This window comes from Sporocytophaga myxococcoides DSM 11118 (assembly GCF_000426725.1).
In the GTDB taxonomy this organism is placed as follows: Bacteria; Bacteroidota; Bacteroidia; order Cytophagales; family Cytophagaceae; genus Sporocytophaga; species Sporocytophaga myxococcoides.
Genome location: NZ_AUFX01000005.1, coordinates 49,121 through 64,725, shown reverse-complemented (window position 1 = coordinate 64,725; position 15,605 = coordinate 49,121). Strand labels below are relative to the sequence as shown.

Genomic DNA, 15,605 nt, shown 5'->3' with positions numbered 1-15,605 from the left:
TAGAAGATCTGCAACTCTAGAATGCAATCCTCTTATGAGTAATAGCATTAATAATATAATATAATCCAAACACCATTGCAAAGATTCCGACAACGAAAGTAAGCGCTAGCGCCGAAGTTGCAGGTGAATACAATATCCAGAAAGCAAACATAATAGCCGCTATTCCAAATATCAGTCCTAACCACCAGCTTTTAACTTCAGACCTGTAGGCAATTGAAGTAGATATCTGAAGAACACCTCCAAAGAATATCCAGAATCCCACCATTATTGGAAATATTAAAGCTGTCATAAATGGATACGACAATAGCACTATTCCGAAAATTATATCCAAAATACCTTCAGCAAGAGCCCATCCCCAACCATTAACCCTATGATTCACAATTGCTGCAATAGTTATAATAAAGCCTGTCACTAATGTAGTAATACCAACATAAATTGCAAATGTAAGTATTGTTGCGATTGGGTAAAACAAAGCTACAACACCTAATAGAATAAGAACGAGTCCTTTTAAGGCAGCCATCCACCGCACCCTTCTCTCATATCTCGATACAGAAGTCTCCATAATATCAGTTCTAAGTACACAATAATTTTTTCAATTAGTCACACTATATAATTATTAAAAATATGGACTTCAATTAAGTTCAGATACATACGGATCTTCACTGATATAATATTAATCTGCCCTGTTTTCAGCTCTTCGGTAACGTTTATAAAAAAAAGTACTAAATAAAAATGAATAAAAATTAGTTCATTAAATCATCAAAAATTATCCCTTAAACGAATTGAGGAACAGAATAAAAAGTCATTGATGTTAATCAATTGTAAGTTTAAATTAAAACAAAACGACAATGCGATATATAATGGTTATTTTGCTGGCTGCAGGGATATGGAACGTTTCAGTAGCGCAGGAATATGTTTGTACAGAAAAAGAATCTGGTGAGTCCAGAATGTCAGGTGACAAATCTAAACCAGATGAACTCCAGTATGACGAATACGACTATAATATAAATGATGACCAGCTCGATGAGCAGGACAGACAATATGATTATAGCAGCACAGGTGACAATTACAACGATGCTTACCAGTTTGAATCATCCGAAAGTGAAGATGTGGACATGAATGACGAAATGCTTGAAGATACTTCTGCATCATGCCCAAGCGGTTCATCTATGCTGAACGATACTTCATCTTTTGAAGAATCAGCAAGTACTGCAGGCGGTGACACTTCTCTATTTATGGAAGAAGACTATGCAGATAACAGCGATCAGACTGTGAAAAGCGAAGAGGAACTTGTAACTACAAGTGACGAAATGACTGAAGCTACCGAAACCGTAACTTATAAAAAGAAAGAGAAAGGGCATCAGTCTAAATTCAGAAATATAGTAGAAGCTCCTTTTAAAGTCGCTACAACTATAGTCAGTGAAACAGGTGAAGGTATTGCACGTATTGCATACTCACCGGTAAAAGGTATAACCAAGCTTTTCAGAGGTGAGCCTAAGGATCAGTACAACAAAAAATATAGAGAAAGTGTCGTTGAAAATCCATCACAACCTGTTGAGAAAACAGAATATTATTATGAAGAAACAGAAGCAAAAACTCCAATGGACGAAGGATATGATGCTTCTAGCGAATACAATTTCGATAGCAACGATGAAGTTGAAATTGATAGAAATGGGGATGTAGAAATAAACTCTGAATCACCTTATCAGGATGAAACTGATGTTGAGATTCATAATTATTAAAAAATACATCTCATAATAAAAACGCCCATCGAATTTCGATGGGCGTTTTTATTTAACTAGTTATTACTTTTCTTTAAAAGGTACAAACTCCATAGATACAGAGTTGACACAATGCCTTAAATTTTTGGCCGTAAAACCTTCTCCCTCAAAAACATGACCTAGATGCGCTTTACAATTCGCACAGATAATTTCAATTCTCATTCCATCAGGATCAGGAATTCTCTCTACTGCACCTGGAATTTCATCATCAAAACTTGGCCATCCACAAAAAGAATCGAATTTATCCTTAGATCTATAAAGAGGAGCATTACACCTTTTACAGATATAAGTTCCCTCTTCTTTGTTTTTATAATATTTACCTGTAAAAGGTCTTTCAGTACCTTTATGCACTATAACCCTTTCTTCTTCAGGATTCAAAGCATTAAACTGGGAAGAATCTTTAGCCACATGGAACTTTTCTAACTCCACCGATTTTTCATTTGTATTCATAGGTTTATTCTGAGAACAGGATGAAACATAAAATAACAACATATTGCCAAGCAAAAGAAAAACACATTTCTTCATAATCTCAAAAAGATGTTAATACAATATAAAACTTTTTGAGATAGCTTTTCTTATGTCGTCTTTCTAATTTTAAAACAAAATAGCGTTTCTAAATATTGAATTGCTTATTGATTTTCATATTCATCTAATTTGTAATAAAGTGAGCACAACTGATCTTCCGATTCAGGAAATTATTCCGGATATAAAAGATAAATTAAATCTTTATACTACCCTGATATTACAAGCTCCTCCAGGAGCAGGAAAGAGTACAGTTCTCCCACTTGCATTATATAATGAACCTTGGCTCAAAGGCAAAAAAATTCTTATGCTCGAACCCAGGAAACTGGCTGCCCGGGCTGTGGCATCAAGAATGGCCAAACACCTGAATGAAGAGGTTGGGAAAACAGTTGGGTATCGGGTCCGCTTTGACAATAAGGTAAGTAAAGACACAAAAATTGAAGTACTTACAGAGGGAATATTAACCAGAATGATTCAGCAGGATAATTCTCTGGATAATGTTGGTCTGGTTATCTTCGACGAATTCCATGAAAGGAGCCTGCACGCAGACCTTGCTCTTGCTCTTTGCAGAGAAGTACAAACCGTACTCAGAGAAGATTTGCGCATTTTGATTATGTCCGCAACTTTAAATGGAGATCAACTATCTTCTTTACTGGATAAAGCTCCTATTCTCTCCAGCAGCGGCAGACAACATCCGGTCACGATCAATTATATGCCTCAGGATCATAACCTTTCGATTCCTCAGCAATCATCAAAGGCTATAAGAAAAATATTATCCCTGCATGATGATGGTGACGTCCTCGTATTCTTACCGGGAACAGGTGAAATACTTAAAACCCTAGACTCGCTGAGTGAAGATCTGAGAAGTATAAAAATATTGCCTTTGTACGGTGATCTTCCTCTGCAAAAGCAACAGGAAGCTTTATCTCCTGATCCTAATGGCTACAGAAAAATAATACTGGCTACTTCAATAGCAGAAACCAGCTTAACAATAGAAGGAATAAAAATCGTTGTTGATAGTGGCTTTTCAAGAGCTCCTAAGTTTGATCCCAAAACTGGTTTAACCAAACTTGAAACAATACCAGTCACTAAAGATGCTGCTGACCAAAGAGCTGGAAGAGCAGGAAGACTTGGACCGGGAATATGTTATAGGCTATGGTCACAGCCATCACATCAATATCTTCAGGACCAGAGAACACCTGAGATCCTTGAAGCAGATTTAAGCCCCACCATGCTGGAACTGATAAACTGGGGAGCAAGAGACATTAACAACCTCTCCTTCCTTACGGCTCCTCCGCAAGGTTCGGTAAAACAAGCCAAAGAGCTTCTTAAAAATATTGATGCAATTGATGATCAGGAAAAAATCACTGAAAGAGGAAAAGAAATTATCAAGTTACCTACTCATCCAAGGATTGCTCATCTTCTTATAGAAGGTAAACATAAAAGCCTTTTAACATTAGCCTCAGACCTTGCAGCCATTCTCGAAGAGAGAGATCCATTGCGCAAAGAAGCTGGAAGCAACATGGTGATCAGAATAGAGGCTCTAAGAAGGTGGCGCAATAAGGAATATACAGAAGCTGAAAAAAATATTCTTGAAAGAATTGAACGTATAGCTTCTTCCTGGAGAAAAGCATTTAATATATCTGCTGACAACTCATCTGTAAGCGCAACTTCTGTTGGAGAACTGATAGCAGATGCATATCCTGAAAGAATTGCTATCAAAAAAGATGCAGCGAACAATTCATACAGACTGGCAAATGGAAGATCCGCAAAGCTCGGAGAATATGATCCTTTAAATGTTGAAAACTGGCTTGCCATTGCTCATCTCGATGCAGGTATAGGTGAAGGTAAAATCTTTCTTGCAGCACCAGTTAACCCCGACGATCTGGATCATTTTAAGAAGAACAAAAGAGCGGTAGGTTGGGATAAAAATAAAGGGATGTTAATTGCCCGAAATGAGATTAAGATAGGTGAAATTATAGTCAGCTCTAGTCCGCTTAAAAACATTCCTGAAGAAGAACTATCTGCAATGTTAAGTTCAGTTATAAAATCAGAAGGCAAAGATCTGCTTCCCTGGTCGGAAGAAACTGATGAACTAATGGCAAGGTTGCAAAGTCTTCACCTATGGAGAAATACAGAATCATGGCCTGAAATGAACCGAAAGTACATTACAGATAATGCTGAAGAATGGGTTGCTCCTTATCTTCAGGACCTCAGGAAAAAAGAAGATTTCAAAAAACTGGATATGAATGGAATCATTTCAGGAATAGTTTCCTGGGATCTGTTTCAAAAACTGGATCATCTTGCACCGACACACATCAAAGTACCCAGCGGTTCACTTATCAAACTTCAATACAAGGAAGACGGAGCACCACCAGTGCTGGCAGTAAGACTTCAGGAAGTCTTTGGTTTACTTGATTCTCCTGCAGTAAACGAAGGAAGAAATAAAGTAATCCTACATTTGTTGTCTCCAGGATATAAGCCTGTTCAAATAACCCAGGATTTAAAAAGTTTTTGGCAAAACACTTATCAGGAAGTAAGGAAAGAACTCAGAATGAGGTACCCCAAACATCACTGGCCGGAAGATCCCTGGACTGCAGAGGCTGTAAGAGGTGTTAAAAAAAGAGAACAAAAATAAAATTTGCAACAAATGAATTTAAAACCATGCAATGTATCAAATGCCAGGAAACCATTCCGGATCTGCGTCTAAAGGCTTTACCAAATACAAAACTTGCACTGAATGTTCAGCGACAGCAAGAGTAGCTGGGTTTCCAATTGTATCAGGCAAAACTACTTACTCTGAATTGCAGATTGTTTCTACAGAAAAAGCTGAAGAATTATATCAAAAACAGAACCGTACAGAGGAGTTTCCGAAGGAATTAAATTCAAAGATCCTCTATTCCCAAGCTCAGCAATCTGGAGTAAATTTATTGAGCATCAAGGCACAATATTTTTGTGGAACGCATTTTAAAATCTTAAAGTATACCTATTTAGAAAAATATAATTTTACAAATTATTGTATAGGGGTAATTACCCAATACGTTGTCATAGCTATAAATACATTTGCTATGAGAAATATTAAAAAAACTGTTTATGGAATTCTGGATAAAGAAATTCTGATTCATTCAAAAAAAATTAACAGCACTTCATCTTTTACAAAAGATCTGAATTTAACCATTCTAGATTTTAATCTTTTGTTATTCAACGTAGAAAACATTTTTAAAATAGATATAGGGAATAATGAAATAACTCCGGAATCCACAATTGAAGATCTGATTTATTGCATTAACACCAAGGTAAATAACAATCAGACATAGTGTTAAAAGTCCTGCCTGGTAAAAGCCATGCAGGATTTTTTTCTTATTGATTTTTTGAAGATTCAATCATTCAGGATTTATACCTACTTTTGAGGAAATAATTTTAAGATTTAATTATTTTTTGCAATTCAACAACTATTGACTTTTTATATTCGATATAGGATTTATATAAACCATTATTTACTCTTTTACTATCATGATCTACGTTTTTATTGTTTTCGCCATCCTGACCCTCATTATTTTGTTTAGTTCTTTTGTTACCATAAAACAGGGAACAATTGGTGTGATCACTGTTTTCGGAAAATATCGTCGAATTCTTACGCCCGGATTAAATCTGAAAATCCCCTTAATTGAAACTATACACAATAGAGTATCTGTCCAGAACCATTCAGCAGAGCTTGAGTTCCAGGCTACTACCATTGACCAGGCCAATGTTAATTTTACTGCAATGTTACTATACTCAGTATTGGACCAGAAAGAAGAAACCATAAAAAATGTTGCTTTCAAATTTGTAGACCATACCAATTTCATGCAAGCACTGATCCGCACAGTAGAAGGTTCAATCAGAGGATTTGTAGCAACCAAAAAACAATCTGAGGTGCTTTCTCTGCGTAGAGAAATTGTAGAAGATGTAAAGGAACAGCTTGATGTAACTCTTGAAAGCTGGGGCTATCATTTGCTGGACCTTCAGATGAATGATATAACTTTTGATGAAGACATTATGAAATCTATGGCTCAGGTGGTTGCTTCCAACAACCTTAAAGCAGCTGCAGAAAATGAGGGCCAGGCATTACTCATCACTAAGACCAAAGCTGCCGAAGCAGAAGGTAATGCTATTAAAATTGCTGCAGAGGCAGAAAGGGAAGCTTCAATGCTTCGCGGGCAAGGAGTTGCTCTATTCAGACAGGAAGTAGCAAAAGGTATGACCCAGGCAGCCAAAGAAATGCAAGAAGCCAACCTTAATGCCTCTCTTATTTTGTTTTCGATGTGGACAGAGGCTGTGAAGCATTTTGCTGAACATGGCAAAGGAAATACTATATTCCTGGATGGATCTGCAGACAGTATGCAGAGAACTATGAAAGAATTGATGGCGATTTCAATGGGTGATTTTAAAAATGCTTCAGGAAAAAATTCTGACTAATAAATGCCTTTAGAAAATTACTTTAACAAAAAGGCATAGGTCTGGCCTATGCTTTTTTGTTAAAATCCTTTTTGATAATTCTTCTATTAAAATACTTTAAAAGAAAATCAGATAAATAATAGACCCGAAAAGAGCATATTTCACTCCGTAATAAACAGTTTTATTATATGCCTTTATCTTTTTGCCAAGCAACCTAATCTGATATAAATATTTGAATATTTTATTCAGATTTCCGGTTTTATCTTCTTCCTTATTAGGAGAAGCAGCTGAAGCCATAATAAACCAACCGAAAAAGCTATTGAGCCATTTGCCGATTTTTAATTTCATCGGCCTCTCAATATCACAGAAAAATATCAATCTATCTTTATCTGTTGCGTTTTCGGCATAGTGAATATATGTTTCATCAAACAAAACATCTTCACCATCTTTCCAGAAATAAGGTTGACCATCCAGAACAAGCTCACACTTTGGTGAGTTGGGAGTAATAAGACCGAGGTGATACCGCAGAGAGCCCGCATAAGGATCACGATGTTCCGGAAGTTTGCTACCTGCGGGCAGTACCACAAACATAGCTGCCTTAATTGATGGAATATTTTTTACCAACTCTACTGTTTTCGGGCAACACTCCAGAGCAGAAGGATGAAAGTCGTTATACCATTTCAGATAAAACCTCTTCCACCCTCTTCTGAAAAATGAATTAAAACCAATGTCATTATACTTATCAGAACCCTTTATCAATGAACTTCTTTCAAGATTCAAAGCTTCATCTCTGATAGTTTCCCAGTTATTTTTTAAAGTCTGTAAATCTGCATATTTAGAAACCTCCAGATATGGTCTGCCCGGGGCTGAAGAAAACATATACATCAGGAAATTAATTGGAGCCATAAAGGTGGAGTGGTCCAATAGCTGTCGAAAGAAAGTATATCTGACCTTCCCCCGGTAATGGATGTACATAGAAGAGAATATCAGAACCAGCAGAAATAATACTTTTCCATTGAGAATATATTGATACCAGTTTTCCATATGACAATTGTTGTAGCTTGATGATTAAAAATGATTTAGCTAAACAATTTTCAAGGAATAATGTTTACAAAAAAAAGCAGATAGCTCTCACTATCTGCTTCATTTCAACCAAAAAATTTATAATTACAAAACATTTACCCAAATCAAAACCAAAGACTTATACAAGAAAAAATTCACAACTGTGATTGTATAAAAAATAAGTTCGCCGATATAAGAATTAGGGCAAATATGATCATTCTACAATCAGGTACATCGAATGTAACCCCTCACTTATATTTTTTTTATTTAATTACTGTAACTACTATTTTCTGATTTTCACCGCAGACTATGATATAATCTCCCATTGGTACAATTTCTCCATTATTTCCGGTACCATCCCATTCAGCAGGAGTAGGAATAGTTTTGATAAGAATTCCACTCATATCATAAATCTTTGTAGTACCTGGAAATCCGATAAAATAAGATGGTTGTGATGTGCCGGTAAATGCAAGCACTTTTTCCGGACAAGGTTCAACTTTCTTTACTATAATTGATTCGTTTGTCCCTAAAGCTTTGCAGCCTCTGGAATCTATAATTTCATAATTATAATTTCCTTCCTGTACATTATCAAAAACTCCTTTCGCATTATTGCTCACTACCACCCCATTCTTTATCAAATTATAGGTAAGAGGAAAAGCTCCACCAAGTGAATCAGGTAAAAGGGTAACATTTATATTCTCATTGCAAGGAGGACTATTGATTTCAACAGAAATATTTCCTGCGGAAAAGCCAGCCTGAAATTCCACAGAAATATCATCAGAGCTTGAGCATCCATTCTGGTCTTTGACTGTTAACGTGTATATTCCGCTGGTCTCGACTTTAATAGAATCCCCTGTTTCACCTGTACTCCAGTCATATAAAAGACCTGACATTTTTGGTTTAATTACAAATGAAGATCCACATATGATAGTATCAGAGCCCAGATTTATATCAGGCATATCAGCAGCCTTAGAAAAATCTACATTAATATTGTCGCTACTAGCGCAACCATCCGCATCAGTTAACTTAAGGGAATAGATTCCCGATTTATTGACTTGAATTGTACCAGATGTTTCACCTGTATTCCACTGATATTTATAACCAGGAGGACCATTCAGATAAAATGGTGCTGCGCACAATACAGAGGTATCTTTTCCCAGATCAAATTGAACTGGTTCTTTCAATTTGATAAAAATAGAATCTATGACGGTACAAAATTCATTTCCTGTTTCAACCCAATATAATCCTGAACTATCTACTGTAATGGACGTCTCTTTATTCCCTGTACTCCATTGATAATTGTATCCATCCGGGGCATTCAAGGTAATAAAAGTATTTCCACAAATAATTGTATCATTACCAAGTATCTTTTTAGGCAAAAAATTCACTTCCATAGTGTCTTGTGACAAACATCCCATTGTATCTGCCATTTCCACCCAATATATACCAGGCTTCGTTACGATAATAGATTGTGAAGAATCATAGGTATTCCAGACATAGGTATTGAATTCATTGTAATAGAAAGCACCTATTTTGGCAGATTCTTCACAAATAGTGGTATCACTTGACTCTAATAAATTTTTTCCTTCGGTTATAGTAATTGAAAAACTATCATTTACCAGACAGCTTTCTGAAAGAGCTTGAACTTCGTATACTCCAGGTTTGCTCCTTTCAGTATTAATAACTCCTGTTATAGAATCAATTGCCAAACTATTTGAAGCGCTATAAAACGTAGTTTGTAAATTATCATATATTATTGGAAACAATTCTTCTTTGCTCCTGCAACTGACAGTTTGAGGATAAACAACTGATGGAAGGGTTACTGATAGGGATGAGTTGTCCAGATATTGATAAATTTGACTTCCAAATGTATATGAAGGAAAGTAGCCTAGTAACATATAGCAACCCTTTTTAGGATGATAAACCCTGAACTCATATTGTTCGTCATTCAGAAAGCCATCAGCATAAGCATCTTTACCATAAGTGCGCAGGACAGAATCTCCTGGTATTCTTGCATATCCTCCACATTTAGGAAAACCTGGAGAATTCCTATAAAATGCACAGAGCAACAAGGTATCTTTCTCATACAAAGATTGATTTATATTTATGTCAATATCTTTGACAATAGTAGACACTTCTACAGTCCACGGTAAATCCTGGCTGTATCCTACTATTGATGAAGATAGCATGAGATAAATCAATATTTTGAAGAATCCTTTACTCATTCTTTTGTCATTCTTCTGTGTATTTAATACTACAGTCAAGCCCTCCGATTGTAACCCTTTATTCCGAGTCATCTTCCTCCAACTTGTCCGGACTTCTTTTCTCTTTTATATAGAAGCCTAAACCAATCTCGTACGTACGCAGATTAAGTCTGGTATGAGCGCTATATATCTGATAAGAAAAAAAGAGGTTTAATTTATTGTCATTCAGATAAATTCCTTCGAGGCCTGCGGTCAGGGCCGTGCCATTTCTATACTGATATACTGCTCCTGCAGAGAATAATCCACCGAGGAGCGTACCAAAATATATTTGTGGGAAGGGCCTTTCGCTGTCATTTATCGGCTTATTTACGTATCGGATCAGCAAGGCAGATTTTAATGAAATATAATGATTTAAATGGAAAATTTTGCCACAAACAACATTATAATGTCTTGAAAGCCTTGTCACTTCATTAATTGGTATAACTCTTCCATTCGTTAACTGATTTACTGAAGCTCCGCAAAAAAACTGATCATTATAAAGTAATATTCCTGCATTTCCAGTACTCGTCATGGAATTCGCACCTGCGGTAAGTTGTGTGGAACCTACAGCATAATTGAATGCTCCTAAAGATAATCCTACTGAAAGATAATTTTTCTTTCCAACTGGCATATGCCAGGCATAACTGACCATTACCTGATTTTTCTTTAGGTATTGTCCTTCTGAAATGCCAATAAAACTAAGGCCTACATTGTGAATTCGATCATATTTCTGGTAAAATTTAGCCTGAGCATTAAAATAACTTAAATGATTTGTTATTCCCTCATACGCATACCCCCTGTGGCCAATATTAACATCATATTTAAAATTTTCAGAACTCCGTGCAGGATTTGTCAAAGAATAAAATTCACAGAATTGATAGAGTTGAACAGGAAGGAACCTGTTTTCAGACTGCTGTGCAATAGAATTTATATACCCAAAAGTTAAAAGTAAAAATATTAGATAAATCCTCATTTAGCTAGTGCTTCCAAAGCACTTTAAAACTAGTCAAACTTTATGAAAATCTATTACAAAAATTCAATAAAATACGTGGAAACTTTTATAAAAAAATCCACAGAGGGGTTACAATTAATTCCTTAATTTGTAGAATGATCAGATAAAATCCGGTTCAGTGGTTTACAGCAACAATTACATCCTAGAATCTATTGCAGGGAAAGATAATTCACAAATATTATCTTATCTCTACAAGACTTATTTCCCAAGGATTAAAAAATTAATTATTGAAAATTCTGGAAATTCTGAAGATGCCGAAGATATTTTCCAGGAAGCCATTGTCATTCTATACAGACAAGTAAAACTAAACCGGTTTGATTCCAACTACGAAGTCGGAGCATTTATATATTCAGTGGCTCGGAACTTATGGATCAATGAAGCGAAACGCAGAAAAGTAAAAGAAAAAGTATATAAAGAGGAATCCTCTGCAATAAACTATTCTGAGTCAGACACACTGGACCTAATGATAACAGAAGAAAGGTCCCAACTTTTAACCTCAGTTCTTGAGGAATTGGGGGAAAGATGTAAAGAACTTCTTTCTTACACCATTTATCATAAAATGTCTATGAAAGAAATTTGTGGAAAAATGGGCTTTACTACTGAAAACGGAGCAAAAACCAGAAACTACAAATGCAAACAGCAGCTGATAAGCTTGCTGAAGAAAAATCCTTTAGTAAAAGAATTAATGAATCATGAGCAACCTGAGAGCCAGTTTTGAGAAGATAGATGAATACCTTAACGGGGAGCTTTCCGGACAGGAGCTTGTTGAATTTAAGGAAATGATGGAAAAGCATGAAAGTCTTGCTGAAGAGGTGCAATTGCAGCAGCTTGCGAATGAAGCAATCGTAGAATTGAACCTGGCAAACCTTAGAAAAGATATAAAACGCATTTCTTTAAAAGAAAGGACAGCCAGCCGCTTCAAATTGTATGGAAGCCTTGCAGCTGCTGCAATATTGATTTCAGGTATTGCCTACTTTGCACTGTCCCCTAAAGCTGAGGAATTTGAAGCAGCAAATGTAATCCCTGTAAATCCGTCTTCAAAAGAAGCTCCAATATCCCGAAACGCTGAACTACCAGTAAAAGCAGAAGTTACTCCTGCTGAAATTGTAACTCAGCAACAAAAGAATATTGAGCAAATTGCACAGAATGAGCCTGCAGCAACATTTGATTCCCAAAGATTACCAGATTCCACCTTACAACATACAGAAACCATCCCTTACTCTAATTCTGATAATCTTGTCATAGGGCAAAAGTCAGAGCAAGTGAAGGAAAAAAATACAGATCAGAATAGCACCACAGTTCCCTGCAAAGCAAATGCTATAGATGCTTTTATTCATATTGAACCAGCTTGCAAGGACCAGAAAGGCTCAGGAAAAATTACAATTGACCTTGCTACTGTAAAAGGTGGGAAACCTGACTATAAATTTTCACTTAATGGAGGCGCCGACTATCAGGAATTTCCAGTATTTGAAGAGTTAGCCTCCGGGCCTGCCCAACTCTTAATCAAAGATGCACAAGGATGTATTTCCAGAAAAGATTTGACAATACCTGAAAAGAATTGCTTTAAAGAAGTAATTATTTATCCTTTAAAAGGCGAGACGTGGACAGCTCCAATTGTTTCAAAAGAAAATGTAATTACAATTAAAGATATTCAAGGCAAAATTCTATTTGAAAACAGCTATTCCGATAGTGATAATTTTACCTGGGATGGCAAAACAAATGATGGACAAGATTTGCCAATGGGACAATATTACTATACTATTAAAGGAGATAAAGGAAATATTATTAACGGATATATTTCTATACCCCGCTAACCTTACCACATCTCATTAATACTGCGGTCATAGTTATGATAGTACCTGTAATTATAAGGATAATAATCCCAGCTATAGCCGTAATTGTAGTTCTGAAAACCAGGATTTGAATAAGGATAGTAGGATCCATAATCATTCCAGTACGGATCATAATTATAGTATGAATACGGATAATAATCATATCCATAGCTGTTGGAATATGTTCTTCCCACATAAGTTCCCGAAGAACAGGAAAGCATGAAAAATATTAATAAAGAAATAATGAATAAACCCAACCGCTTCATAACCTTTGTAGTTTTAGCCCCTTCTTTATTTTAACAACACTATAAAATTTTTTGTGCAATAAATCGTTAGCTAGATTAAATTTAATGTCGTTAGAGACAAGCGTAAAAATGGAAAGTCAGGAAAGCCAATATGAAGATGAGTTTATATGCATAAAAATCATAGATGGCATTGTTTGTTGTGAGACAAAAAAGGAAATGATTATAAACTACGAATTTGCCGAGCTTGCAATAAACAAAAGAATAAAGATTTGCGGGAACAAGTACTATCCATTGCTCAACGATGTCCGCAAAGTAAAATATGTTACAAAAGATGCTATGCAACTCCTGAATTCAGATAAAGGTACATGTTATCTGACAGCAGGAGCGTTCATCATTAAAAGTAAAGCTCAGGAAATCTTTGGGAACTTTTTCATAAAATTTAAAACGCATAAAGTGCCAGCAAGGCTCTTTACTGACAAAACTAAAGCCCTACAGTGGCTCGAACAATATAAGGTATCATAGATAAATTTAATGAAATCTTAATTACCACTTAAAAAAATGGGAATGGTTTTTGATTTTAAATTTTAATACTTATATTGAAGCAAGATCATAGAATCCCTTTAATATAATTATATTTTAACCGAATATAAATCAAAGCTTAGAGATGGATTTCGAAAAAATTTCAGCCGAACTCAACAACAAAACAGTAGTTGCTGTTTTTGACGAGAAAAGTGAATCGTACAAAAAACTTGGGCTAAAATTTATTGGCAGACTGGTTGGCAGAACTAAAGTTAAAACCGGTGCCATTGCTCAAGGCGTGATCTCTATCACAATTCTTACCCAGGACTACATTACTCTTACGATTCCCTGCACAGACATTAAGTCTCTTTCCGAATGGTTAATGAAATAGTCATTAACCTATAGGTAAAATTTTAAGGCCCGAAGCATTATGATCCATCAAGTACTTCGGGTTCTTTATTTCAAATTAAGAGAAATATTCTTTCAATTCATTTACCTTCTCTTTAGCCACCAAAACCTGAATAATATCTCCTGGTTCAAGCACAGTACCTCCGCTGGGTACAAAGTAATTATTGTCTCTTGTAATGGTAACAATCAGGTTCCCCTTCAACTGCGGAATCTGTACCAGAGATTTATTAATACTGCTATGACTTTCCGGAACACGAAGATTAATTAGCTTCATAGTACTATCCTGGGGATAGCTGAATTCAACAGGTGATTTTATTTTGGTTTTTGAAGGTGCATCTAGCTTCAACCATTTTGCTATTGGAGATATAGTCCAACCTTGAACAATGGCAGATGAAAGTACAATAAAAAATACTACATTAAATATCCAACCAGCTTCTTTTATACCTTCCAATAGAGGAAAGGTGGCAAGAATTACAGGTACTGCTCCTCTCAGGCCCACCCAGGAAATTAGCATCTTTTCCCTATTATTAAATTCAGACTTTGCCAGTGAAATAAATACACCTAATGGCCTTGCTACCACTATGAGAAAAACGGAAACAAGAATCCCGGTAAACATTACCGGCACCAGCTTACTTGGAAATACTAGCAAACCAAGAGTGATAAACATTCCCGTCTGAGACAGCCAGGCAAGACCATCAAAAAACCTATATATTGCTCTTTTGTGCACCACTTCATAATTGTTAACTACAACCCCCGCTACATATACTGCCAAAAATCCACTGCCCTCTATCTTTGCGGTAAAGGAATATATCAACACTGAAAAAGCAAGCACAAAAACAGTGTAAAAACCTTCGATAGGAAATCTTATTCTGTTTATAATTGCAACCATTAACCTGCCTGCAAAAAAACCAATAAGGGACCCAAGTCCCATCTGAAGAAGAAACAACTCAAAAAATTCAATATAAGAAGTGCTTCTATTGGTGATAAATGCGATTAGACTTATCGTAAGGAAAATGGCCATCGGATCATTCGTCCCTGATTCAAACTCCAGCAATGGCTTTACCTTACCTTTCAAATTCAAATTACTGAAGCTTAATATAGAAAATACAGCTGCCGCATCAGTGGAAGATACAACAGCACCCAATAATAGCGCCTGGGCCCATTGAAGATCAAAAAGGAAATGGACAAATGCCCCCATCGCACATGTAGTAATTAAAACTCCAAGTGTAGAAAGACTTAGAGACGACCACATCACAGGTTTGGTTTTGGACCAGTTGGTATCTAGTCCACCAGAAAAAAGTATAAATATTAATGAAATAATTCCAACATTCTGTGCAATCGAAGCATTGTCAAACTCAATACCACCAGGACCTTCAGAACCAGCAAGCATACCAATACCTATAAAGATCAACAGTACAGGCATTCCAATTTTCTTTGACACTTTAGCAACAATTGTACTAATGATAATAAGGATAGATATACTAAGTAAAATTGTTTCCAGAGAATTCATGTATTAAATATACTAACCTTTTTAATGATTGTTA

The 15,605-nt window shown here is 35.9% G+C and carries 15 protein-coding genes; 8 read left to right on the top strand and 7 right to left on the bottom strand.

Features of this window, described 5'->3' with window-relative positions:
* Positions 1-16 precede the first annotated feature (16 nt).
* Complete coding sequence (locus K350_RS27675) at positions 17-562, bottom strand: HdeD family acid-resistance protein (protein WP_081670914.1); 546 nt, start codon at positions 560-562, stop codon at positions 17-19.
* A 286-nt stretch (positions 563-848) separates the two neighbouring features.
* Here K350_RS27675 and K350_RS0106260 point away from each other — a divergent pair, with 286 nt between their 5' ends.
* The gene (locus tag K350_RS0106260) at positions 849-1,742 is read left to right on the top strand and encodes a hypothetical protein (protein WP_156026955.1); all 894 of its coding nucleotides are present in this window, start codon (positions 849-851) and stop codon (positions 1,740-1,742) included.
* A 63-nt stretch (positions 1,743-1,805) separates the two neighbouring features.
* Here the strand turns inward: K350_RS0106260 and K350_RS0106255 are convergent, their stop codons facing one another.
* Positions 1,806-2,231 (bottom strand): methionine-R-sulfoxide reductase, encoded by a 426-nt coding sequence (locus tag K350_RS0106255; RefSeq protein ID WP_211236723.1) that lies wholly within the window; start codon positions 2,229-2,231, stop codon positions 1,806-1,808.
* A 214-nt stretch (positions 2,232-2,445) separates the two neighbouring features.
* Here K350_RS0106255 and hrpB point away from each other — a divergent pair, with 214 nt between their 5' ends.
* From hrpB to K350_RS0106240, 3 genes are all read left to right on the top strand, one after another.
* Complete coding sequence (hrpB, locus tag K350_RS0106250) at positions 2,446-4,941, top strand: ATP-dependent helicase HrpB (RefSeq protein WP_037574415.1); 2,496 nt, start codon at positions 2,446-2,448, stop codon at positions 4,939-4,941.
* Between the two features lie 31 nt (positions 4,942-4,972).
* Positions 4,973-5,620: an acyl carrier protein gene (locus K350_RS0106245; RefSeq protein WP_156026954.1), complete on the top strand. Its 648-nt coding sequence runs from the start codon at positions 4,973-4,975 to the stop codon at positions 5,618-5,620.
* 196 nt (positions 5,621-5,816) lie between these two features.
* A complete protein-coding gene (locus K350_RS0106240; protein WP_028979168.1) occupies positions 5,817-6,761 on the top strand; it encodes an SPFH domain-containing protein in 945 nt (314 codons plus the stop codon).
* A 96-nt stretch (positions 6,762-6,857) separates the two neighbouring features.
* Here K350_RS0106240 and K350_RS0106235 read toward each other — a convergent pair whose 3' ends face one another.
* From K350_RS0106235 to K350_RS0106220, 3 genes are all read right to left on the bottom strand, one after another.
* On the bottom strand, positions 6,858-7,784 hold the full coding sequence (locus tag K350_RS0106235) for an aspartyl/asparaginyl beta-hydroxylase domain-containing protein (RefSeq protein ID WP_028979167.1): 927 nt from the start codon (positions 7,782-7,784) through the stop codon (positions 6,858-6,860).
* A 281-nt stretch (positions 7,785-8,065) separates the two neighbouring features.
* Complete coding sequence (locus K350_RS0106225; RefSeq protein ID WP_211236722.1) at positions 8,066-10,066, bottom strand: T9SS type B sorting domain-containing protein; 2,001 nt, start codon at positions 10,064-10,066, stop codon at positions 8,066-8,068.
* 19 nt (positions 10,067-10,085) lie between these two features.
* A complete protein-coding gene (locus tag K350_RS0106220; protein ID WP_028979165.1) occupies positions 10,086-11,018 on the bottom strand; it encodes a type IX secretion system membrane protein PorP/SprF in 933 nt (310 codons plus the stop codon).
* Positions 11,019-11,175: 157 nt separating this feature from the next.
* Between K350_RS0106220 and K350_RS0106215 the strand changes: the two genes are divergently transcribed.
* Together K350_RS0106215 and K350_RS0106210 are read left to right on the top strand one after the other, a co-directional pair.
* Entirely contained in the window at positions 11,176-11,775 is a 600-nt protein-coding gene (locus K350_RS0106215) for an RNA polymerase sigma factor (RefSeq protein WP_028979164.1), read from the top strand.
* A complete protein-coding gene (locus K350_RS0106210) occupies positions 11,750-12,871 on the top strand; it encodes a FlgD immunoglobulin-like domain containing protein (protein ID WP_028979163.1) in 1,122 nt (373 codons plus the stop codon). Before K350_RS0106215 ends, K350_RS0106210 begins: the two co-directional genes overlap by 26 nt.
* Before the next feature lie 2 nt (positions 12,872-12,873).
* Here the strand turns inward: K350_RS0106210 and K350_RS0106205 are convergent, their stop codons facing one another.
* Positions 12,874-13,155, bottom strand: coding sequence for a hypothetical protein (locus K350_RS0106205; protein WP_156026952.1), 282 nt, complete (start codon positions 13,153-13,155; stop codon positions 12,874-12,876).
* Positions 13,156-13,239: 84 nt separating this feature from the next.
* Here K350_RS0106205 and K350_RS0106200 point away from each other — a divergent pair, with 84 nt between their 5' ends.
* Both K350_RS0106200 and K350_RS0106195 read left to right on the top strand, forming a co-directional pair.
* A complete protein-coding gene (locus K350_RS0106200; RefSeq protein WP_028979161.1) occupies positions 13,240-13,656 on the top strand; it encodes a DUF7793 family protein in 417 nt (138 codons plus the stop codon).
* A gap of 142 nt (positions 13,657-13,798) precedes the next feature.
* Positions 13,799-14,044, top strand: coding sequence for a hypothetical protein (locus tag K350_RS0106195; RefSeq protein WP_028979160.1), 246 nt, complete (start codon positions 13,799-13,801; stop codon positions 14,042-14,044).
* A 75-nt stretch (positions 14,045-14,119) separates the two neighbouring features.
* On the opposite strand, the gene K350_RS0106190 is transcribed toward K350_RS0106195, so the two are convergent.
* Positions 14,120-15,571, bottom strand: a complete 1,452-nt coding sequence (locus tag K350_RS0106190; RefSeq protein WP_028979159.1) for a potassium/proton antiporter — start codon at positions 15,569-15,571, stop codon at positions 14,120-14,122.
* Positions 15,572-15,605 lie beyond the last annotated feature (34 nt).